We start from the raw sequence: 22,440 nt of genomic DNA on the forward strand, positions 1-22,440 counted from the left end.
TGCCCGTTAAAGCAGCTTGACGGTCACATTCTTTCGTGCAAGCCTAAAGACAACGAGCAGGTTTGCTCAGCGGCAGGGCTGCCGCATTCACATCATGGCTATGTAGCCTCTGGTTCACGGATTGAATTCCGTGCCAGAGGTTTTTTGCGTTTGGAGACTAGATTGAGCGTCAAGACCTCAACTGCACGGACGGTAACCGTCGCAACCGTCCAGTTCGAACCGATCGTCGGTGATCGCGCCGGTAATCTCGCAGCTATCGAGCGGCTGGCGAGGACGGCGAAGGCCCAAGGCGCGGAGATCGTCGTCCTGCCGGAACTGGCCGATAGCGGCTACACCTTCCGTGACGGCGACGAGCTTGCCGCATTGGCCGGCCCGGTCCCCGGCGGCGCAAGTGCCGAGACGCTCTGCCGCCTTGCCGGGGAGCTTGGCCTTTACATCGTCAGCGGCGTTGCCGAGCAGGATGGCGACCGGTTTTACAACAGCGCTCTTCTCTGCGGGCCTGAGGGATATATCGGCAAATACCGCAAGCTCCATCTGTGGAACAACGAAAACCGTCTGTTCAGCAAAGGCGATCTCGGGCTGCCGGTATTCGACCTGGCCTTCGGCCGTATCGGCATCGCCATCTGCTACGACGGCTGGTTTCCGGAAACGTTCCGCGCCTTGGCGCTGGCCGGCGCCGAACTGGCCTGCGTGCCCACCAACTGGGTACCGATGGCGGGCGCGGAAAGCGTTCCCGAGCCGATGGCCAATATCCTCCACAAGGCGGCCGCCCACACCAATGGCCTTTACATCGCCTGCGCCGACCGCATCGGCATCGAGCGCGGCCAGCCCTTCATCGGCCGCAGCCTGATCGTCGGCCCGCAAGGCTGGCCGATATCCGGTCCGGCCAGCGCCGATCGCGAGGAAATCCTCCTTGCGCAAATCGATCTGTCGAGCGTCACGGAAACCCGCACGCTCAACAGCTTCAATCATCTGCTCGGCGACCGCCGAGCCGATGTCTACGGGCAACAACGACCCACTCAAGAAAGGGGAACAAAATGCAAATGAGAACCATCGTCCTGACACTGGCATCCGCGGCATTCGCCACCGCGGCTTTCGCCGAGGAGCCGATCAAGATCGGTGTGCCGGTCGGGCTTTCCGGCGCAAACAGCGTGGTCGCGCCGTCCGTCGTCCAAGCTGCGGAGCTTGCCGTCGAAGAAATCAATGCCAAGGGCGGCGTGCTCGGGCGGCCGGTCGAGCTTGAGATCGCCGACGACGCATCGGGTGCGGCCGGCGCGCAAAAGGCCTTCGATTCCCTGGTTTTCCAGAAGGAGGTGAACGTCGTCATCTCGATGGAGACGAGTGCTGCGCGCAATGCCGGCCTGCCGATCATTTCTAAGGGCGACGTGCCTTACATCTACACGTCGTTCTACGAGGGCAAATCCTGCAACGCCAATCTTTTCGTCGATGCCTGGGTTCCGGAACAACAGGTGCCACCTGTCGTCGACAATTTCATCAGCAAGCAGGGTGCTAAGAAGTTCTTCCTGATCGGTTCGGATTATGCTTTCGGACGCGGCATGCTGACCTTCGCGAAGGGCTATATCGAAAAAGCCGGCGCAGAGGTCGTCGGCGAGGAATATCTGCCGATCGACGGCAGCGACTGGACGGCGATCATCTCCAAGGTCCGCTCCTCCGGCGCCGATGCCCTCATCACCTCGACGGCCGGCGGCGCACCGAACGTGACCTTGACCAAGCAGTTGCGCTCGTCTGGCGTCACCCTGCCTTACGGCAATCTCGCGGTCGACGAAGGCACCGCCAAGAGCATGGGCGCGGATGCCAAGGACATCTTCCTCTCCGCATCCTACGTCACCGGCATCGACAGCCCGGAAAACAAGGCTTTTCTCTCGGCCATGGAAAAGAAGTTCGGCAAGGAACTGCGCACGCCGAACGATCTTTCCGTGCCGCAATATGAAGCGATCTACCTTTACAAGGCAGCCGTCGAAAAGGCCGGCAGCACGGATACAGCCGACGTGCTCAAAGCCCTTCCGGACGTTTCCTTCACCGGTCCGCGCGGCAAGATCTCCATGAACAAGCAGCACCATGCGCCGCTGACAATGTATCTTGGCCAGGTCAAGGACGATGGAAGTGTTGCAGTCGTCGATAGCTTCAAGGACGTCGATCCCGGCGATCAGTGCCCGAAGCTCTGAAACCAGCGTGGCGGGGCAGGGCGCCCCGCCTCCAGCATCGGAGTTCTAGAAATGACGCTCTTTCTCGATATTGTCAGCACTGCGGCCATTCTGTTCATCGTTGCCGCCGGTCTGCTTGCGATCTTCGGCGTGCTGAAGATCATCAATTTCGCGCATGGCGCATGGCTGACCATCGGGGCTTACTGCGCTGTTATCGTCAGCGGGTTCGGCCTCAATCCGTGGCTTGCCATTCCCTTCGCGTTCCTGGTCGGAGCGATCCTCGGCGGCGTTGCCGAACGGTTCATCGTACGGCCTCTCTATCGCCGGCCGCTCGACGCCATTCTTGCGACCTGGGGCCTTGGCATCGTCATCGGCCAGTTGATCACGCTGTGGTTCGGCCGCGACGTGCAGTTCACGCCGGCGCTGCTGCCCGGCACCTTCGATCTCTTTGGCACCGGCTACTCGGCCTACCGTCTTTTCGCCATCGTCGCGGCGATCGGTCTGGGTCTCGGCTTCACCTTGCTGCTCGATGGGACACGGCTTGGCCTTTCCGCCCGGGCGGTCATCATGAATGAAACGCTGGCCCGCGCGCTCGGTATCGATACCGAAAAGGTGCGGCTCGCGACCTTCATGATCGGCACCGGCCTTGCGGCCCTTGCCGGCGTGCTGCTCGCGCCGCTGACCAGCGTCGATCCCAATATGGGCGTCGCCTGGCTGACAGGCGCCTTCATGCTGGTGATGGTCGCAGGCTCTTCTTTCACTGCGCTTGCTGTCGCCTGCCTCATCTTCGGGGCCGCTCAGGTGCTTGTCAGCATCTATTTCAGTCCAATTCTCGGCGGCATCACCGTCGCCGTCCTCTGCGCCATCACACTGCGCATACGTCCGAAGGGATTTGCCCGTGCCTGACAGACAAAAACTCCGGCTTGTCCTTCTTCTGACGCTGGCGCTCACAGCTCTGCTGCTGATCGTCTTCGGACCGATGTTTCTCGGCCGCTTCAGCCTCAACGTCCTGACGCGTTCGATGATCTACGCCATGCTGGCGATCACAGTTGACCTGCTCTGGGGCTACACGGGTGTTCTCACCTTCGGGCAGGCGGCATTCTTTGGCGTCGGCGCCTATGCCACCGCCATGGTTCTCACCCATATCGGCGCAAGCCCGGCGCTTTTCGTCCTCGCTCTTGCCGCCGCCGTGCTCGTTCCGCTGGTGCTAGGCCTCGCCGTCGGCTGGCTGTCGTTCTATCACGGATCGACACCGCTTTACGCCACCGTGATCTCGCTCGTGGTACCGATCGTCGTCACCCAACTCGTCTTTTCCGGCGGCACCTGGACCGGCTCCTCGAGCGGTCTTGTCGGCTACGAAACCCTCCCGCTCGGGCTTCCCGGCTATTTCCGACTGTCGGGCGCCTGTCTTCTGGTCTTGGCCGTTCTTGCCATCGTCTTCGTCCGGTCGGACGCCGGCCGTCTGCTCGTCGCAATCCGCGACAATGAAGCCCGCGTCGCTTATCTCGGCATGAACCCCGCCCGGCTGAAGATCGTCCTGACGGGTATTCTCGCCGGCATATGCGGCCTGGCGGGCTTCCTCTACGCCAACGCCTCCGGTGTCGTCGCACCGGAGAATACCGGCTTCGTGTTCGGAACCGAACTCGTCGTCTGGACGGCGCTCGGCGGCCGGGGAACGATCATCGGACCCCTGTTTGGCGCAATCGGCATCGATTACCTGAGCGCCAGTCTTTCAGGCGATCTGCCCTTCCTGTGGCAACTGATCGTCGGTGCGCTCTTCGTCGTCATGATCATCCTTTTGCCGGGCGGCCTCGCCTCCCTGGTGACGCGATTCCTGCAGTCCGCAAACTCCAACAGCACTCTGCAGTCATCGCAGACGCGCATCGCTGCCGGCCATGGTGCGTCCGCGGGAAAAAGCCTTCTGTCGATCCGCGGTCTCGGCAAGTCCTATGGCAGCTTCTCCGTCCTCAAGGGCATCGACCTCGAAATCGGCGCCGGAGAACTCGTCAGCCTGGTCGGCCCGAACGGCGCCGGCAAGACCACGCTGATGCGCTGTCTGTCGGACGGCACCCAGCAGATCGAAGGTCAGGTGGATATCATCGGTACGAATATTGCCGGTCGCGCACCCGAACGGATCGTCGCCCTCGGCGTCGGCCGCAAATTCCAGGTCGCCAGCATCTTCGACAGCATGACCATCGGCGAATGCCTGAAGATGGCGCGTCTCAGCCGCGAGACGCCCAGCCCCATGCGATCGCTCGCCGAGATCATGCTGCCGGCCGCGGCGGCCGAGATCCTGACGCTCACCGGCATGGCCGACATGCTGGACAAGCCGGTCTCGCTGCTGTCGCACGGTCAACGGCAGGCTCTCGAACTGGCGATGGTCGTCGCTCTCGAACCACGCATCATTCTTCTCGACGAACCGACCGCGGGTCTTACCAAGACCGAGCGCATGACCATCGGCACCATCCTCAAGAAACTGACGGACGAGATGGGGTTTGCCGCCATCCTGGTCGAACACGATCTGGATTTCGTGCGCGAGATATCGAGCCGCATCGTGGTTCTCCACCAGGGCAAGCTCGTTCTCGACGGCACGGTGGATGACGTGGTCAATTCCGAAACGGTCCGCACCATCTACGCAGGAGGCGCCCATGGCTGACGCGTTCAAACTCAAGCTCAGCGGCGTATCGAGCGGATATGGCGTGGTCGATGTCGTCAATGACGTGTCGCTTGCCATCCGGCCGGGCGAGATCTTCGCCCTCATGGGCAAGAACGGCATGGGCAAAACGACGCTGCTGAAGACGATTCTTGGCTTCCTCAGTGTCGGCAAAGGCAAGATCGAGGTGGACGGTGCTGCCATCACCGACAGGAAGCCTGCAGAGCTGATCGCTTCCGGCATCGGTTACGCCCCCCAGGAATTGCCATTGTTTCAGGATCTCTCCATCCGCGACAATCTGCGCCTCGCGCTCAAAGGCGACCGGGATCTGGCATCCGCCTTGGAGCGGGTCTACGGCTATTTCCCGTTCCTGAAGGACCGGCTGGCGCAGAAGGCCGGCACTCTGTCGGGCGGTGAGCAGAAAATGCTGATCCTCGCGCGGGCGCTGATGCTGCGGCCAAAACTGCTGCTGATCGACGAAATCTCCGAAGGCCTGCAGCCCTCCGTCGTCCAGAACATCGCCAAAGCCTTGAGAGACGACCGCGAAAAGCGCGGCACGACCATCCTGCTGGTCGAACAGAACCTGGATTTCGCCCTTTCGGTGGCGGACCGCTGGGCCATTCTCAAACTCGGGGCGATCGAAGACGAAAGCCTCAATGGTCCAGAGAGCCGCGGCCGTGTCCTGCAACATCTGAAGATCTAGGGGCGGGGCAAGTGCGAGACCCATGGAACGCCTTCATGCCCTATCCGGATGCGGATGTCGGGCACGCGGCCATCGGCCCGCTTTCCGGCCTTCGCCTGGCAGTCAAGGACCTTTTCGATGTTACCGGCTATCCCACAGCGGCCGGCAATGCCGCAGTGCTTGCTGCCTCCGGCATCAAGCCAGCGACGGCGCCTTTGGTCCAAACGCTGCTCGATGCCGGCGCCTGCTTCGTCGGCAAAACCAATACGGATGAGCTCGCCTATTCCCTGATCGGCGGCAACATCCATTTCGGCATGCCGATCAATCCGCGCGATCCCGACCTCATTCCCGGTGGATCGTCGTCGGGTTCAGCCGTCGCGGTTGCCGCTGGCCTTGCGGATATCGGCCTTGGAACAGACACGTCCGGCTCCATCCGGCTGCCGGCCGCCGTCAACGGCCTCGTCGGCTGGCGGCCGACACAGGGAAGTCTCGACAACAGGGCATTGCGTCCGCTGGCGCCAAGCTTCGATGTGCCGGGCTTCATGACGAGAAGCCTGGAACCAATGGCCTCTGTCATGAGCGCCGTCGGCCTGCCCGCGGCAAATGAGTACCCCGCATCTATTCTCGTTGCCGAGGATATCTTCGAAACCATCGACGACCTGGTCGCCGACCAGATGATCGCCAGCCTTCGATCGGCGGCCATACCCATCCGTAGGATCAAGGCGATCGCCTCGTGCAGCCGCGCCGATCTTGCTTTGGCGTTCACCACCATCCTTCAAAGAGAAGCCTGGGAAAGCAACAAAACGCTCTTCGAGCGGAGCCCTGGGGCCATTGCGCCGGATATTGCCGCGCGCCTTCTGTCGGGATCTCGCCTGAACAATGAGGAGGTGCGCGAGGCACGCGGGATTGTCAAACTCTTTTCCGGGGAGATCGACCGATTGCTTTGCGAAAATGTGGTCGTCGCTCTTCCGACATTGCCGATCAGCCCGCCAACGCGCGATGCCCTGCCGGAAAGCTTCGCTGCATTTCGTTCCGCCTGCATCAAGCTTCTGTGCCTCTCAGGCCTGAGCGGCTGCCCGCAACTGGCTTTTCCGATTGCCAATTGTGCCGGCAGCGTTTCGCTTTCCTTGCTCGGCGCAAGGGGCGCTGACAGGATGCTTGTCAATGTGGCCGGGCGACAAAAACGAACGGGAGTCGCTTCGATCCGTGTCCGATAAACATCCTTTCCATTGACGCGCGCTTCCAGCGGATGACTAATGGCCTGCTGTCGCCACTGCCTTGCAAGCATGGAGGATGCGATGCTGCTCAAGGGCGAGCGAACCTTCGTGGTGCGGGATGCGGGCGGCTTCGTCGCCCACGTCAACATGCCGGGGTGGTTGAAGCCGAAGCCGACCGATCACGGCCATGGCCCGCTTGCCATGGTCGTTGAAACCATCCTCGATCCTGGCCGCGTGATCGCAATGCACGAGCACCGGAATGACGAGATCATTTCCTGGGTGCCCGAAGGCGTCATGCGTCACGACGACAAGGCCGCCGGCCGGTTGCTGATCGATCGCAATCATCTCATGGTGATGAATGCCGGCGTAAGCTTTTGGCATTCCGAGGAGACGCTGACATCCGATCCGCCGTTGCGGATGCTGCAGATCCTTGTTCGCCCTGACGCGGTCGATCTTGAGCCGAGGATCCAGCACGGACCGGTCCCGGCCGCTGCGGTAAACGTCTGGCGACACCTGGTCGGGCCGGAAGGGGAAGGCGCGCCGTTTTATGTCCGCAGCGCGATCGATTTCTTCGATGTCGGGCTGGAGGCGGGGGCCAGGGTGGAATTCCCCCGGAAACGAGGCCGAGACCTCTATTTCTACGTGTTTGGCGGTTCCGTCATTGTCCGTGCCCAGACGTTTGCCGAAGGGGAGCAGGGGCTGCATTTATCCGATGACAGGCTCGACGTGGAAGCCAAGAGCCCAAGCACGTTGGTTGCGTTCCTGCTCGATCCGAACGCAGCGATCACCAAGCAGGGGACGATCGGCGACCACAAAAAGATTCCGCCGGCAATCATCATTCGCGCATTTCTGAGGTGGAAGAAATTTCGCAATATGTGGTATCGTCATTTTTCGCGCGTTTTTTCATATCGCGCGAAGCATTGCGCCGATGCCAAACACCGCCCGCGAAGGACCGACGTCGGGCTACCAGGATACGTGGCTCTCTGTAATGATTCCGGGGCCAAAAAGCCGATCTGGACGGAACAAGGATGTTCGTCATCGGTTTCGAACCTTAGCGTTCAAAGGAGGAGCATTCATGCCTAGGGTTGCCGCCACACCCATTACTCCACCCGACCAGCACCTCGTCACAGCGCGCGAAGCCATCGAGCCGCTTTACGAGAAACTCGAGCTTCAGACGGAATCGCTGGTCCTGGCCGCGGCGCTGGAAGCGGGATGGCCTCCGGACGAAGCCACGAAGGCACTTGCGGCGCTCAGGCTGCAGGACGCCCTGTCCACCCTTGGACGCACGAGCTAGGCTTGCTGCGCTGCTCGGCATGCGGAGCGTTGGCTATTGCGAACCGCCGGCTTTCCGGCGTCTCCGGCTGACCATCATTCCGCCGATGATGAGAACAATTCCGGTCGCGTTCGCCCAGAACGAGGTTGGAACAGCGCTGATATAATCAAGCGCCACCCCTGTGACCATCTGGCCACCGATGATCAGCAGAGCCGAATTGACCGCGCCGATGCGAGCAATCGCCCAGCTGCCTGCCGCGACGAAAACAACGCCGATGGAACCACCCAGATAGGCATACCAGGGCGCCTCGGCAGCACCTGCAGGCAGCAGGCCTCCGACAAAGAGACCAAGGCAGGTAAGCACGGCAAAGCCGACGGCATGATTCCAGAAGGATGCGATCAGCGGCGTGGTGGAGATGCTCAACCGCCCATTGAGCTGACGGCTGAGGCCGACGAGCACGCCGCCCAGGCAAGCCAGGAGAACGAACACCGTCACGCTCCACCTCGCCCAAACAGGATAATGAGTGCACCCCCGGTGACAACCAGGCCGAGGGCGGCGATGTCTTGCATATCCGGGCGCCGCTTCTGCAGACCGAACAATCCCCAGCTGTCGGCGGCGAGGCTGAAGGCGACCTGGCCTGCCAAACCCAAAGCCAGGGTGCCGGAGAGACCGAGCGGCGAGTTGACCGCGGTCGAGGTCAGAATGACCGTTGCCGCACCCGATACCCCACCGAAATAAGCCCACCAAGGCGCGCTTGGCGCCTTTTCCGCCGTCGCAGCGCGTCGGCGGCGGAGCACCAGGAGAAGAATGACGGCGGCGATGATGCCGGTGCCGTGCGCGGTCCAGGATGAGAACAGGGGATTGCCGTAACGGGCCAACTCCCCGTTGAGGTGCACCATGAACGTCAGGAGCCCGCCTGTCGCAAAAGCGCCGATGAAGTAGATGGGATGCGAATTACGTGCCGCTTCGATGGTCATTGCAGATCCCGTCAGAGAATCGATTTAAGGAATTATGAAGTAGGGCCATTCATCGGCAGGTTCAGCAACCATTTTTGGCGTGTGTTGCACCAGGCTGGAGCTTTCAGCTTCGATATCGGAGTGCTAAACGGCGGCGTTGCATTTGAAGGAAATATTATGAAAAAACTGGTTCGCCTGCTGCTGCTCATCGCTCTGGCTGTCGTCGTTTTTACCGGTTTCCGCTGGTATCGCTATGTCACCAACACCGACAGCCCCTATGATGAAATCGGCATCACGCTCAACGATGCCATGCCCGGCCCGATCAACAGCTGGGGCTGCGCCAAGCTCAAAAGCACCTTTGCCGGTTCCCTGCCACCTTACGGCTGCGCCGCCGCCGACGGGACGCAGTGGAAGTAACGCCGCCAGGCTGCGCCGATGGCGCAGCCTGATTCAGCAGGGATGCCCGAATTTAGGATCGGCTGGGTGCATCAAAGCTGGTCCGCCACTTCTCCCATCAGCCCATTCCCGGCGTCGCGAACCGCTTCCGGTAATTTGACGGACTGACGCCATAGGTTTGAACGAACTGCAATCGGAGATTCTCGGACCTGCCCAGGCCCGTCGCAGCAGCGATCTCATCAAGCGATACGCGGCTGGTTTCGAGCAGCACCCGTATCTGTGTCTTGTGAAAGACAAGGACGGCTGGCGGATCGTTGCCAAGTTGGCATCTCGAAAGAAGACCGGCATAAGTCAGATTGGCCAAACAGCCAGCAGGACAGGCACACTGACAAGCACGACGATGAGCGAAAGCGGCAGGCCCAATCGCGCATAGTCACCAAATCGATAGCCGCCCGGCCCCATAACCAGCGTGTTGCACTGGTGTCCGATGGGCGTCAGGAAATCACAGCCGGCGCCGATCGCCACCGCCATCAGAAAAGCATCGGGCCGAAAGCCCAGCTTGGCGGCAAAGGTCGCGGCGATCGGCGCCATGACCAGAACGGTCGCCGCATTGTTCAAAAACGGCGTCACGGCCATGGCCGCAACCAGGATCAATGCCAGAGCGCCGAATGGCGGGAGCATTTCGGCGGTTCGCGAGAGGAGGTCCGCTATAATGTCGGTGGTGCCTGTGGTTCTCAGCGAGTCACTGATCGGAATGAGAGCGGCCAGCATGATCAGAATGGGCGCATCAAGATGATGATAGACTTCGCGCAACGGTACAGATCCGGTGACCACCATCAGAAAGGCGGCGGCAAAAAATGCCGTCGCGACAGGAATGCCACCGAAGGCTGTCGCCGCCATCGTGGCCATCAGGATCATGACGGGGATCATGCCGTTGCGGGCGTTGCCGAGCTTCATATCGCGTACGACCAGCGGCAGACATCCCCATTCGCGTAGGAGATCCGGTAGTTTCTGCAAGTCGCCCTGCAAGACCACGACATCGCCGTTGCGGATCTTGATCTCGCCCAGACGCTCGGTGAAGCGCCTGTCCCGGCGGCTGACGGCAAGAAGGTTGAGGCCGGTATTGTGGAAGAGGGAAACGTCTTTTGCGCTGACGCCGATCAATCGGGAATGTTCGCCGACGATGGCTTCGACCGAACTGATGTCCTGGCGTATCTCGGGCTCGTGTTTGCGATCGGACAACTGAAGCCTGGCTTCGCTGACGATCTTGTCGAGGGCGCTTTGCTCTCCCTCGATGATCAGAAGGTCGCCATCCTTCAGCACGGTATCGGGAAGGGGCGTTCGTCTCTGGCCGCTGCCGCCGATAATGGCGGTCACCATCGCATCGCCGCCAGCCGGTTTCTGCAGCCAGCTGACGGACCGGCCAATCGCCCCCGATGGCGTGGTGACCTTGGCTTCGGTCGTGTAGTTCTTGATCGCCACCGCTTCATCCATGGACGTTTCCATCCGCGATCTTTCGGGAAGCAGCTTGTAGAACAGCGCCAGAAAGACAACGCCGGTGACGGCGAGCGCCAGGCCGACGGGCGTATAGTCAAACATTGTGAACGGCTGCCCGGTGACCTCCTCACGCACCCGGGAAACGATGATATTCGGCGATGTGCCGATCTGCGTCATCAGCCCTCCAAGCAGAGAGGCGAAAGACATCGGCATCAGGAACATGGACGGCGATACACGTGATTTCCGCGCCATTTGCACGGCAACCGGGATCATGATCGCCAGCGCACCGATATTTTTTACGAAGGCGGACAGGGCCGCGACAATGGCAATCAAAATGATCAGCTGCATCCGTGGCCCGCGTCTTTCCGGAGAAAATCTGCGCAGCGCGACATCCATGATCCCCGACCTGGATATCGCCGCGCTGACAATCAGCGCGCTGCCGACGATGATGACGATGTCATCGGCAAAACCGGAAAAGGCAGTTTTGGCCGGGACGATGCCGACGATGATTGCCACGAGAAGGGAACTCACGGCGACGATATCGTATCGATAACGCCCCCATACGAAAGCGCCCATCATGAACGCGATGACGAGAAGAGAAAGCCATTGATCAACGCGCATGTTTGCATCCCGGTGGTAGCAATTAACGTTTGACGCAAGAGAATGATGCGGCGGGCCGGACAATTTTTCATCGCTCCTCGCGGCTTCCTGCGGCCGGCAATCGGATGGGCCTGGAAAGCCGGCCGTTCATCCGTCCCGGGCGGCACGCGAGGCTCGACATCGACGCAGTTGTTTCCAATATTCAGCTGGAGAAGGCCATCATGGAACTTCCTGCCGCCGGCCGGCATTCCGTGCTTGGATGCTGCTTGCGGGAACGACAATGGCCAGTGACAACCTCTCGACATATCGATCGAAGCGCGACTTTCAAAAGACGGCGGAGCCGAGCGGCGATAAGCAGATCGCGCGCAGCAATCGCCGCCGCTTCGTCATCCAGAAACATGATGCCACCCGGCTGCATTACGATCTGCGGCTCGAACTCGACGGCGTCTTCAAATCCTGGGCTGTGACCAAAGGCCCATCCCTCGATCCGCACGACAAGCGGCTGGCCGTCGAGGTCGAAGATCACCCGCTTGATTATGGCGACTTCGAAGGCACGATCCCGAAAGGCCAGTATGGCGGCGGCACGGTGATGTTGTGGGACCGCGGCTATTGGGAGCCCGAGGGAAAGAAAAGTCCGGAGCAGGCGGTTGCCAAGGGTGACTTCAAGTTCACCCTGGAAGGCGAACGGCTGCACGGCAGCTTCGTGCTGGTGCGCATGCGCAATGATCGCGACGGTGGCAAGCGAACCAACTGGCTGCTGATCAAGCACCATGACGCGTTCTCGGTCGACGACAATGGCGAAGCGATCCTGGAAGAGAACGACACCTCCGTCGCCTCCGGCCGAACGATGGACGCGATCGCCGCCGGCAAAGGCCGCAAGCCGAAGCCGTTCATGATCAAGGGCGGCGATATCAAGGCCGATGCCGTCTGGGACAGCAATCATGGGCTGGCCGCCGAGGAGAGGAACGAGGACGCCCGGGCCGGGGGACAGCCGAAGAAGGTTGCGACCGTCGATCTCCCGGACTTCATTGCGCCGCAGCTTTGCCAGACACTTGAACGTCCGCCTGGTGGTTCCGGCTGGATTCACGAGATCAAGTTCGATGGCTACCGTATCCAGATGCGCACGCTCGACGGCGAGGTGACGCTGAAGACGAGGAAAGGCCTCGACTGGACCGGCAAATATCCCGAGATCGCCGACGCGGCATCGGCGCTGCCCGACGCCATCATCGACGGCGAGATCTGCGCTCTCGACGACCATGGCGTACCGGATTTCGCCGCCCTGCAGGCAGCCATTTCGGAAGGCAAGACCGGCGATCTCGTCTATTTCGCCTTCGATCTTCTTTATGAGGGGGGCGAGGACTTGCGATCGCTGCCTCTCGTCGACCGCAAGGCGCGGCTGCAAAACTTGCTGTCGGATGCCGGCAACGACCCTCGATTGCGTTTCGTCGAGCATTTCGAGACCGGCGGCGATGCGGTGCTTCGCTCTGCCTGCAAGCTCTCACTGGAAGGCATCGTCTCCAAACAGGGCGATGCACCCTATCGATCGGGCCGCACCGATAGCTGGGCGAAGTCGAAATGCCGCGCCGGCCACGAAGTGGTGATCGGCGCCTATGCCAAGACCAACGGCAAATTCCGCTCCCTGCTGGTCGGCGTCTACCGCGGCGACCACTTCGTCTATGTCGGCCGCGTCGGCACGGGATATGGCGCAAAGACAGTGGACACGCTGCTGCCGAAGCTGGAAGCGCTCGAGACGGCGAAATCGCCCTTTACCGGCATCGACGCGCCGAAGAAGGAGGCCGAGGTCACCTGGCTGAAGCCTCGGCTGGTGGCGGAAATCGAGTTCGCAGGCTGGACCGCCGACGGCATCGTCCGCCAGGCGGCCTTCAAGGGACTGCGGGAGGACAAACCGGCCAGGGAGGTCAAGGCCGAACGGCCGGCGAAGCCGGCCGAGACCGACGTGCCGGAGCCGGCGGCGGAGGTGAAGGCCGGGCCGATCCGCCGAAAGGGTGCCAAAGCCGAGGTCATGGGCGTATTGATCTCCAATCCGGACAAGCCGCTGTGGCCTGATGCCAATGACCGCAGGCCGGTGACCAAGGAAGAACTGGCACGCTATTATGAAGCCGTCGGCGCCTGGATGATCGCGCACATAGAGGGACGCCCCTGTTCGATCATCCGTGCGCCCGATGGGATCGGCGGCGAGCAGTTCTTCCAGCGCCATGCGATGCCCGGCACCTCGAACCTTCTCGAACTGGTCAAGGTCTTCGGCGACAAGAAGCCCTATCTGCAGATCGACCGGGTCGAGGGTCTGGCCGCAGTCGCGCAGATCGGCGCGGTCGAGCTGCATCCGTGGAATTGCGAACCGCACAAGCCGGAGGTGCCGGGCCGGCTCGTGTTCGACCTCGACCCTGGACCTGATGTGCCATTCTCCACAGTCGTTTCCGCGGCCCGCGAAATGCACGATCGTCTCGACCAACTGGGTCTGATCAGTTTCTGCAAGACGACCGGCGGCAAGGGCCTGCACGTCGTCACTCCGCTTGCGATCAACAAGCGCAAGCCGCTGTCCTGGGCGCAGGCGAAGAGCTTTGCGCACGACGTCTGCCAGCAGATGGCGCGCGACAATCCCGACCTCTATCTGATCAAGATGACCAAGAGCCTGAGGAACGGCCGCATCTTCCTCGACTATCTCCGCAATGACCGCATGGCGACGGCCGTGGCGCCCTTGTCGCCACGTGCCCGGCCGGGCGCAACCGTCTCGATGCCGCTGACCTGGACCCAGGTCAAATCAGATCTGGACCCCAAACGCTTCACCATCCGCACCGTGCCGACACTGCTATCGAAATCGCCGGCTTGGGAGGATTATTGCGATGGCCAGCGCCCGCTGGAGCAAGCGATCAAACGCCTCGGCAGGGCTTCCAAGGCGGCTTGAGCATCCGAGTGAATTTCTCTGCGTGCCCGATATTGCACCTTCACGAAACTACTCCAAATAACTGTGGAATCGATCGAGGACATCCAGGCGTTGACAATCTCTTGCCCCTGAGGTCTACTGGCCCACTTACCGGACCAGTAGACCTCAGGGGGAGGGATGGTGATGGATGTTCGGGCGATGCTCGAAGACGACGTTGCGACGCTTGGGGGAGCGCCGAAGAAGTCGATGAAAGACTTCGTCGTCCAGAAGATTGCGACCTTCATCGCCACCGGCATCCTCAAAGCCGGCGATCCGCTGCCCAGCGAACGGGAGCTGGCTTCCGCACTCTCCGTCAGCCGCGAGACGGTCCGCGGCGCGATCCTAATCCTTTCCACGCATGGAATTCTCTCGGTTGCGCAAGGAACGCGAACGGTCGTGGCGTCAGAGGACGTCGGCGAATTGGCGGTCCAGGCTGCGCGTTATCGCGACATTGCCGCCTACAGTCTCGACCATGTTCACCAGGCGCGGCTGCTGATCGAAGCACAGGTCGTCAGGGCCGCCGCGCTCAAGATGGAGCCGTCGACGCTCGATTATCTCCGCAAGTCGATTGCAGCACAGGACGCCGCCTGCGACGATCCCGTCCGTTTCTTGATCTGCGACCGGGAATTTCACACCGTCATCTACCGTTCCAGCGGCAATGCGGTGCTGGCCGACATGGCCGCCGACCTCTATTCCTATCTTCTCAGCCACCGAAGGCGCGTCGTATCGCAGCCCGGGACGATCGCCACCAGCATCGCCGATCACCGGTTGATCCTCGCCGGCTTGGAGACGCAGGACCCGGATGCCGCGGCGGCGGCCTTCGCAATCCACGAAACCCGTATTTATACGACGACCAAATTACTCTTCTCGTAGTTCGCAGGGAGGCGAAACGCGATGCATATTCTCATTATCGGGGCGGGAGGAATGATCGGCCGGAAGCTCGCCGCCACACTGGGGCGCAGCGGTTCCCTCGGCGATCATGCAATCACCCGCATGACGCTCGCGGATGTCGCGGCTCCGCCGGTGCCCGCCGGCATCTCCGTGCCGGTCGAAGCGCTGGCGGCCGATATTTCCGAAAGCCGTGCGGCGGAAGCCCTGGCGGCTTTCAGGGCCGACGTGATCTTCCATCTCGCCGCGATCGTTTCCGGCGAAGCCGAGCGCAATTTCGACCTCGGCTATCGGGTCAATCTCGACGGCACGCGAGCCCTGTTGGAAGCGATCCGCCGGGAAGGATCCCGCCAAGCCTATGCCCCCCGTTTCGTCTTCTCCTCGTCGATTGCGGTCTACGGCGCGCCGTTTCCCGATCCCATTCCCGACGATTACGTGCTGGCACCGCTCACCAGCTATGGAGTCCAGAAAGCGATGTCGGAGCTTCTGCTTGCCGACTACTCGCGCCGCGGCTTCGTCGACGGCATCGGCATTCGGTTGCCGACCATCGTGATCCGGCCCGGTGCGCCGAATGCCGCCGCCTCGGGCTTCTTTTCCGGCATCCTGAGGGAACCGCTGGCCGGCCAGCGCGCCGTTCTTCCGGTCGAGGAAACCGTCAAGCATTGGCTGGCGAGCCCGCGGTCGGCCGTCAGCTTCCTGATCCACGCCGCCACGCTCGACACATCGTCGCTGGGTGTTCGGCGCACGCTCACCATGCCGGGGCTTGCCGCCACCGTTGCCGACCAGATCGATGCGTTGCGCCGTGTCGCCGGGCCGGAGGCTGCGGAACTGATCGACCGTCGCCGCGACGAGGTGATTGAAGGGATCGTCGCCGGATGGCCGAAATCCTTTACGCCGGAACGGGCGACGCAGCTGGGTTTTTCCGCGGAAACCAGCGTCGACGAGCTGATCGAGGTCTACCTCGCCGAAGACGCTCCGGATGCGTCCCGATGAGGGGGAAAACCCGATAGGAGAACGTCCCGCCCCGGGCACCCGCACAGATGCGGGATTGCGATGGCTGAAGGACCTGAGAGAGAGAGAAGATGACAGCCGCCGGCAAGACATAACGAAAATACCAATACACAGCATGTAGCGCTCGATTTCTGGGAGGAGTGAGTATGGCAGGCGTTCAATTCGCGGATGTGCGAAAGTCCTTCGGTGTGCATCCTGTTATCAAGGGGGTGGACATCGACATTGCCGATGGGGAATTCGTCATCCTGGTCGGTCCGTCCGGTTGCGGCAAATCCACCCTGCTGCGGATGCTGGCGGGGCTTGAGAACATTTCCGGCGGCGAGATCAAGATCGGCGGGCGCGTGGTCAACACCCTGCCGCCCAAGGATCGCGACATCGCCATGGTGTTCCAGAACTATGCGCTCTATCCGCATATGACGGTGGAGCAGAACATGGGCTTCTCGCTGATGCTGAACAAGGCGCCGAAGGCGGAAGCCGAGAAGCGGGTGAAATACGCCGCCGGCATCCTCGGTCTCGATAAGCTGCTCGACCGCTATCCGCGCCAGCTTTCCGGCGGCCAGCGCCAGCGTGTCGCCATGGGCCGCGCCATCGTGCGCGATCCGGAGGTCTTCCTGTTCGACGAACCGCTCTCCAACCTCGATGCCAAGCTGCGCGTCGCCATGCGCGCCGAGATCAAGGAGTTGCACCAGCGGCTGAAAACGACGACTGTCTACGTCACCCACGACCAGATCGAGGCGATGACCATGGCCGACAAGATCGTCGTCATGCATGACGGCGTCGTCGAGCAGATCGGCAGCCCGCTCGAGCTTTACGACAAGCCGGTCAATCTTTTCGTCGGCGGCTTCATCGGCTCGCCGGCAATGAACATGATCAAGGGCAGGCTCGATCCGGAAAACCCGGCACGTTTCAACGCACCAGACGGCACCGCGCTCCCGGTCGCCAATCCGCCGGCCGACGCCATCGGCCGCGATCTCGTCTACGGGCTTCGTCCGGAATATATCCTGCTCGATGCCAATGGCCTGCCCGGCGAAATCGTAGTGATCGAGCCGACCGGCTACGAGACGCATCTCATCCTCAAGCTCGGGGGCAGCGACCTCAGCTGCGTCTTCCGCGAACGCGTCAACGCGCGGCCGGGCGAAACCCTGCGCGTGGCGATCGACGCCGCGCATGTTCATCTCTTCGACGCCGAGAGCGGCCGGAGATTGACCGACTGAGGCCGGCCGGCGGCAGCGCGGGGGCGGAGGAGCCTTCTCGTCGCCCGCAGGCAGGCACGCATCCCTTCTCAGGGATGCAAGGAGCGGCGTTCACCAAGCGGGAGGTGAGTGCCGGCAAGTTCGTACCCGCTTTTTGATGAGGAGGAATCTCATGAGGATCAGAAGACGTGACTTTCTTGCCGCCTCGGCTGCCGTCGCCGGCGCCGCCGGCCTCGGCATCCGGCCATCCCTGGCGCAGGCCGAACCGACTTACACGCCGGAAAGCGGCGCCAGCCTCCGGCTGCTGCGCTGGACGCCTTTCGTCAAGGGCGACGAAGAGGCCTGGATCGCCAATACCAAGAAATTCACCGAAGCCACGGGTGTGGAAGTCCGCATCGACAAGGAAAGCTGGGAGGACATTCGTCCGAAGGCAGCCGTTGCCGCCAATGTCGGCTCCGGCCCCGATCTCATCATGTGCTGGTTCGACGACGCCCACCAATATCCGGACAAGCTGGTCGATCTCACCGAACTCGGCAACTATCTCGGCAACAAGTATGAGGGCTGGTACGACGGCGTGAAGGGCTACGCCACACGCGACGACAAGTTCATCGCCATGCCGTTGACGGCGATCGGCAATGCCGTCGTCTATCGCGACACCCATGTGAAGGCCGCCGGCTTCAGCGAATTCCCGAACGACACGGCTGGTTTCCTCGAGTTGTGCAAGGCGATGAAGGCAAAGGGCACGCCCGCCGGCTTTCCGCACGGCAAGGCGGTCGGCGACGGCAACAACTACGCCCATTGGCTGCTGTGGAGCCACAACGGCATGATGGTCGACGAAGGCGGCAAGGTGACGATCAACAGCCCCGAGACGCTGGCATCGATCAACTACGCCAGGGAACTCTACGCCACCTTCATTCCGGGCACGGAAAGCTGGCAGGACGTCAACAACAACCGCGCCTTCCTGGCCGGCCAGGTCTCGCTGATCGCCAACGGCGTCTCGGTCTATTACACCGCCAAGAACGACCCGAAGCTCGCCGAAATCGCCAAGGACATCCGGACGACGAACTTCCCGATCGGGCCCGTAGGCAAGAGCGTCGAGCTTTGCCAGACGAGCTCGCTGCTGCTCTTCAAACACAGCAAATATCCGGAAGCGGCCAAGGCCTATATCAAGTTCATGATGGAAGCCGACCAGATGAATGCCTGGATCCAGGGCTCCAGCGCCTATTGCTGCCAGCCGCTCAAGGCCTTCGCCAAGAACCCGATCTGGACCTCCGATCCGATCCACGCGCCCTATGCGCGGGCTTCGGAAAAGCTGCGCCCGAACGGCTATGCCGGCCCGCTCGGTTATGCCTCGGCAGCGACCATGGCCGACTACGTTCTGGTCGACATGTATGCCGCCGCCGTCACCGGCCAGATGTCACCGGAGGATGCGATGAAGGAAGCTGAACGCCGGGCAAACCGCTACTATCGCGTCTGAGCCGCGCCTGAAAACAAGCGGCATGCCGAAAGCCGGCATGCCGCAAAATCTGGCAGTTCAAAAGGCAGAGGGAGATAGGCAATGTCGATGGTGAATACGGAGAATAGACGCGGGCCGGTCGCCTCGCTCCTGCAGAACAACAATGTGCTCGGCTTCCTGTTCATGCTGCCGGCGGCGGTGTTCCTCGTCTGCTTTCTCACCTACCCGCTGGGGCTCGGCGTCTGGCTCGGCTTTACCGATACCAGGATCGGCCGCGACGGCATCTTCATCGGCCTGGAAAACTACCAGTTCCTGATGGACGACTCCGTCTTCTGGCTCTCGGTCTTCAACACCGTTCTCTATACCTTCGTCGCCTCGGTGCTGAAATTCGCGCTCGGCCTCTGGCTGGCGATGCTGCTCAACCAGCACCTGCCCTACAAATCCTTCTTCCGGGCAATCGTACTGCTGCCCTGGGTGGTGCCGACGGTGCTTTCGGCGCTGGCCTTCTGGTGGATCTATGATTCCCAGTTCTCGATCATCTCCTGGTCGCTGATGAAGCTCGGGCTGATCAGCGGACCGATCAACTTCCTCGGCGACCCGATCAATGCGCGCATCTCCGTCATCGTCGCCAATGTCTGGCGCGGCATTCCCTTTGTGGCGATCTCGCTGCTTGCCGGGCTGCAGACGATACCGGCATCGCTGCAGGAGGCTGCCTCGCTCGACGGTGCCACCAGCTGGCAGCGTTTCCGTTATGTGACGCTGCCGATGCTGACGCCGATCATCGCCGTTGTCATGACCTTCTCGGTGCTCTTCACCTTTACCGATTTCCAGCTCATCTACGTGCTGACCAAGGGCGGCCCCGTCAACGCGACGCATCTGATGGCGACGCTGTCGTTCCAGCGCGGCATTCCCGGCGGCCAGCTCGGCGAGGGCGCGGCCATCGCGGTCGCCATGGTGCCCTTCCTGCTCGGCGCCATCATGTTCAGCTTCTTCGGCCTGCAACGGCGCAAATGGCAACAGGGCGGCCAGGATTAGGAGCCAAGATTAGGAGAATGACGATGTCGACACATTCCAACACCGCCGATCAAGCCCTGACCGACAATGCCGAAGGCATGAGCTATCTGAACCGCCTGCCGCGGCGGATCGTGATGCTCTACCTGCCGATGGCCGTCTTCGTCTTCGTGCTGCTCTTTCCCTTCTACTGGATGGCGATCACCGCGGTGAAGCCGAACGAGCAACTGACCGACTACAGCAATTACAGCCCCTTCTGGGTGGTGGGACCGACGATCGCCCACATCAAATACCTGTTCCTCGAAACCTCCTATCCGGGCTGGCTGTGGAACACGATGCTGGTGGCGGTCTGCTCCACCTTGCTCTCGCTGGTGGCCTCGGTCCTGGGCGCCTATGCCATCGAGCGCGTCCGTTTCACCGGCTCGCGTTCGGTCGGCCTGGTGATCTTCCTCGCCTACCTCGTGCCGCCGTCGATCCTCTTCATCCCGCTTGCCTTCATCGTCTTCAAGCTCGGGATCTACGACTCGCGGCTGGCGCTGATCTTCACCTACCCGACCTTCCTCATTCCCTTCTGCACCTGGCTGCTGATGGGTTATTTCCGCTCGATCCCCTTCGAGCTGGAGGAAAGCGCGCTGGTGGATGGCGCCAACAGGTGGCAGATCCTCATCAAGATCATCCTGCCGCTGGCCGTGCCGGGGCTGATTTCGGCCGGGATCTTCGCCTTCACGCTGTCCTGGAACGAATTCATCTATGCCCTTACTTTCATTCAGTCCTCGGAAAACAAAACCATCCCGGTCGGCGTGCTGACCGAGCTGGTGCGCGGCGATGTCTTCGAATGGGGCGCGCTGATGGCGGGAGCCCTGTTCGGCTCGCTCCCGGTGGTCATCCTCTACTCGTTCTTCGTGGATTACTATGTTTCGTCGATGACCGGTGCGGTGAAGGAGTGACGGCGGCAAACGGCATGCCGAACCACATTCAGCGTCTCAACGTCGAGCACTGGGCCTTCTTGCGACAAGTGGTATAGTTGAATTTCGGTCGTCCTCTTGGACGATACGATAAAGGAATTATTCCATGGGAGACCAGAAACGCCCGCTGCGACCTGGAGAAGCCGCGCCCGGCTTCGAACTGGCCACGGCCAACTTCGACGGAACGGTCTCTTTCGCCGACTTGAGAGGTCGCCCGTTCCTGATCGGCTTCTTTCGCGGGCTGCACTGCCCGTTCTGCCGGCGTCAACTGGAACAGCTTGCCAGCGTAGAGCCGACCCTGCGCGCCGCCGGGGTGGAGACCGTGGCCGTCATCAACACGCCGGTGGAACGTGCCCGCCTGTATTTCCGCCACCGGCCGACGCCGATAACGCTTCTATGTGACCCGGACTGCCGCACGCATCGGGCCTACGGTGTGCCGCACGCCGAGTTCCTGCCCGATGGGAGCCGCAAGCAGCCCGAATGGCCCTATGGCGCAACGATGGCACAGTTCCAGGCGGCACGCATCAACCCCACCGGCGAACTGCCGGAACCGCTGCACCCGATGGAAGCCAACACGATACTCAACGCCAAAGACCGCTTCGAGCTTACCGAAGCCGATCATGCGATCTTCGCGAACCACGCTACCCAGCTCGTTGGGCACTTCCTGGTCAATGCGAACGGTACCATCGGCTGGGTACGAATCGAGGCGCTCGACGGGCCGAACAGCCTCTCCGTCTTCCCCACGACGGCGGAGATCATCGCCGCCGCCGGCAACCTTGGGCACTGACCTGCTGCGAACGGTCAGCGTTGCTAGAGCATTTCCGTTTTTCTTCGAATCACGAAAATGCTCTAGCTCTTTGTTTTCACGCAATTCCCGGCAAAAGCGTTTCACACTTTTGCTGGAATTGCTCTAGCAGATCACAAACGCTGCAAAAGCAGACCTGCCGCCAAGGCATGAAAGGCCTCGACCGCCTTCGGCAGCACGCTTTGCGGGTTTTCGCTGGCGGCGATCCAGAGAGCCGCATTGAGAGCCGCGCCGCTCAGCAATCGGGCCGCTGCTTCGGCGTCGAGCGGCTTGAGGATACCTTGTGCGGTCAGGCGCTCCACCGTGCTCCTGGTCACCTGCAGGCAGTTATTCTGGCTCGGCCACTGCGAGGGATCGCCCAACACCGCAGGTCCGTCGAGCAGAACGATGCGCTGGACTTCCGGATTGAGCGCCATCTCGATATAGGCCGCGCCCTCGGCGAGCAGGCCCTGCCAATCGTTATCAGCCCGCGCCCCGATCTCTTTGGCGCGGGCCGCCATTTCGGTGTCGATCTGCTCGACAACCGCCGCCAGGAGCCCGCGCTTGTCCCCGAAGTTGTGGTAAAGCGCGCCGCGTGTCAGACCGGCGTCAGCCGTCAGCTCGTCCATGGACGCTGCGGCGTACCCCTTTTCGGCAAAAGCCTTTCGCGCCGCCGCGATCAGTTTGGCGCGGTTTTCCTGCATCGTTTCGCTGCGTGTTTTCGCCATTCGACCCCTCAATTCACATAC

General features: G+C 61.7%; 20 protein-coding genes and 1 pseudogene. 17 read left to right on the forward strand and 4 right to left on the reverse strand.

Features of this window, described 5'->3' with window-relative positions:
• The first annotated feature begins 162 nt into the window (after positions 1-162).
• The 8 genes and pseudogenes from CO667_RS02110 (at position 163) to CO667_RS02145 (ending at position 8,011) form a co-directional block, all read left to right on the forward strand.
• On the forward strand, positions 163-1,047 hold the full coding sequence (locus CO667_RS02110) for a nitrilase family protein (protein ID WP_097616804.1): 885 nt from the start codon (positions 163-165) through the stop codon (positions 1,045-1,047).
• The gene (locus tag CO667_RS02115) at positions 1,038-2,186 is read left to right on the forward strand and encodes a substrate-binding protein (RefSeq protein ID WP_097616805.1); all 1,149 of its coding nucleotides are present in this window, start codon (positions 1,038-1,040) and stop codon (positions 2,184-2,186) included. The genes CO667_RS02110 and CO667_RS02115 overlap by 10 nt, the downstream gene beginning before the upstream one ends.
• 51 nt (positions 2,187-2,237) lie before the next feature.
• Positions 2,238-3,071: a branched-chain amino acid ABC transporter permease gene (locus CO667_RS02120; RefSeq protein WP_097616806.1), complete on the forward strand. Its 834-nt coding sequence runs from the start codon at positions 2,238-2,240 to the stop codon at positions 3,069-3,071.
• Positions 3,064-4,821 (forward strand): ATP-binding cassette domain-containing protein, encoded by a 1,758-nt coding sequence (locus CO667_RS02125; RefSeq protein WP_097616807.1) that lies wholly within the window; start codon positions 3,064-3,066, stop codon positions 4,819-4,821. Before CO667_RS02120 ends, CO667_RS02125 begins: the two co-directional genes overlap by 8 nt.
• Entirely contained in the window at positions 4,814-5,521 is a 708-nt protein-coding gene (locus tag CO667_RS02130) for an ABC transporter ATP-binding protein (RefSeq protein WP_097616808.1), read from the forward strand. The genes CO667_RS02125 and CO667_RS02130 overlap by 8 nt, the downstream gene beginning before the upstream one ends.
• Positions 5,522-5,532: 11 nt before the next feature.
• Complete coding sequence (locus tag CO667_RS02135; protein ID WP_097616809.1) at positions 5,533-6,717, forward strand: amidase family protein; 1,185 nt, start codon at positions 5,533-5,535, stop codon at positions 6,715-6,717.
• 81 nt (positions 6,718-6,798) lie between these two features.
• Positions 6,799-7,605, forward strand: a pseudogene (locus tag CO667_RS02140) (pirin family protein); the annotation flags it as partial.
• A gap of 187 nt (positions 7,606-7,792) precedes the next feature.
• Entirely contained in the window at positions 7,793-8,011 is a 219-nt protein-coding gene (locus CO667_RS02145; protein WP_097616810.1) for a hypothetical protein, read from the forward strand.
• 33 nt (positions 8,012-8,044) lie between these two features.
• Here the strand turns inward: CO667_RS02145 and CO667_RS02150 are convergent, their stop codons facing one another.
• Both CO667_RS02150 and CO667_RS02155 read right to left on the reverse strand, forming a co-directional pair.
• Positions 8,045-8,485, reverse strand: a complete 441-nt coding sequence (locus tag CO667_RS02150; RefSeq protein WP_097616811.1) for a DMT family transporter — start codon at positions 8,483-8,485, stop codon at positions 8,045-8,047.
• Positions 8,482-8,967 (reverse strand): DMT family transporter, encoded by a 486-nt coding sequence (locus tag CO667_RS02155; protein WP_097616812.1) that lies wholly within the window; start codon positions 8,965-8,967, stop codon positions 8,482-8,484. Before CO667_RS02155 ends, CO667_RS02150 begins: the two co-directional genes overlap by 4 nt.
• Before the next feature lie 156 nt (positions 8,968-9,123).
• Here CO667_RS02155 and CO667_RS02160 point away from each other — a divergent pair, with 156 nt between their 5' ends.
• Entirely contained in the window at positions 9,124-9,363 is a 240-nt protein-coding gene (locus CO667_RS02160; RefSeq protein WP_097616813.1) for a hypothetical protein, read from the forward strand.
• Positions 9,364-9,693: 330 nt separating this feature from the next.
• Here the strand turns inward: CO667_RS02160 and CO667_RS02170 are convergent, their stop codons facing one another.
• Complete coding sequence (locus CO667_RS02170) at positions 9,694-11,460, reverse strand: SLC13 family permease (protein WP_097616814.1); 1,767 nt, start codon at positions 11,458-11,460, stop codon at positions 9,694-9,696.
• A gap of 259 nt (positions 11,461-11,719) precedes the next feature.
• Here CO667_RS02170 and ligD point away from each other — a divergent pair, with 259 nt between their 5' ends.
• The 8 genes from ligD to CO667_RS02210 all read left to right on the forward strand — a co-directional run bounded on the left by ligD (position 11,720) and on the right by CO667_RS02210 (position 21,694).
• Positions 11,720-14,365 (forward strand): DNA ligase D, encoded by a 2,646-nt coding sequence (gene ligD / locus CO667_RS02175; protein WP_097616904.1) that lies wholly within the window; start codon positions 11,720-11,722, stop codon positions 14,363-14,365.
• Between the two features lie 162 nt (positions 14,366-14,527).
• Complete coding sequence (locus CO667_RS02180; RefSeq protein WP_097616815.1) at positions 14,528-15,256, forward strand: FCD domain-containing protein; 729 nt, start codon at positions 14,528-14,530, stop codon at positions 15,254-15,256.
• Between the two features lie 21 nt (positions 15,257-15,277).
• Positions 15,278-16,264, forward strand: a complete 987-nt coding sequence (gene denD, locus CO667_RS02185) for a D-erythronate dehydrogenase (protein ID WP_097616816.1) — start codon at positions 15,278-15,280, stop codon at positions 16,262-16,264.
• Positions 16,265-16,428: 164 nt separating this feature from the next.
• Positions 16,429-17,496, forward strand: coding sequence for a sn-glycerol-3-phosphate ABC transporter ATP-binding protein UgpC (gene ugpC / locus CO667_RS02190; protein WP_097616817.1), 1,068 nt, complete (start codon positions 16,429-16,431; stop codon positions 17,494-17,496).
• A 151-nt stretch (positions 17,497-17,647) separates the two neighbouring features.
• Positions 17,648-18,952: an ABC transporter substrate-binding protein gene (locus tag CO667_RS02195; protein ID WP_097616818.1), complete on the forward strand. Its 1,305-nt coding sequence runs from the start codon at positions 17,648-17,650 to the stop codon at positions 18,950-18,952.
• Positions 18,953-19,033: 81 nt separating this feature from the next.
• The gene (locus tag CO667_RS02200) at positions 19,034-19,966 is read left to right on the forward strand and encodes a sugar ABC transporter permease (protein WP_097616819.1); all 933 of its coding nucleotides are present in this window, start codon (positions 19,034-19,036) and stop codon (positions 19,964-19,966) included.
• A gap of 23 nt (positions 19,967-19,989) precedes the next feature.
• On the forward strand, positions 19,990-20,889 hold the full coding sequence (locus CO667_RS02205) for a carbohydrate ABC transporter permease (RefSeq protein WP_097616820.1): 900 nt from the start codon (positions 19,990-19,992) through the stop codon (positions 20,887-20,889).
• 124 nt (positions 20,890-21,013) lie between these two features.
• On the forward strand, positions 21,014-21,694 hold the full coding sequence (locus tag CO667_RS02210) for a redoxin domain-containing protein (RefSeq protein WP_097616821.1): 681 nt from the start codon (positions 21,014-21,016) through the stop codon (positions 21,692-21,694).
• A gap of 131 nt (positions 21,695-21,825) precedes the next feature.
• On the opposite strand, the gene CO667_RS02215 is transcribed toward CO667_RS02210, so the two are convergent.
• Positions 21,826-22,419, reverse strand: a complete 594-nt coding sequence (locus CO667_RS02215) for a TetR/AcrR family transcriptional regulator (RefSeq protein WP_097616822.1) — start codon at positions 22,417-22,419, stop codon at positions 21,826-21,828.
• Positions 22,420-22,440: the final 21 nt, after the last annotated feature.

This window comes from Rhizobium sp. L43, from assembly GCF_002531725.1.
GTDB lineage: Bacteria > Pseudomonadota > Alphaproteobacteria > Rhizobiales > Rhizobiaceae > Rhizobium.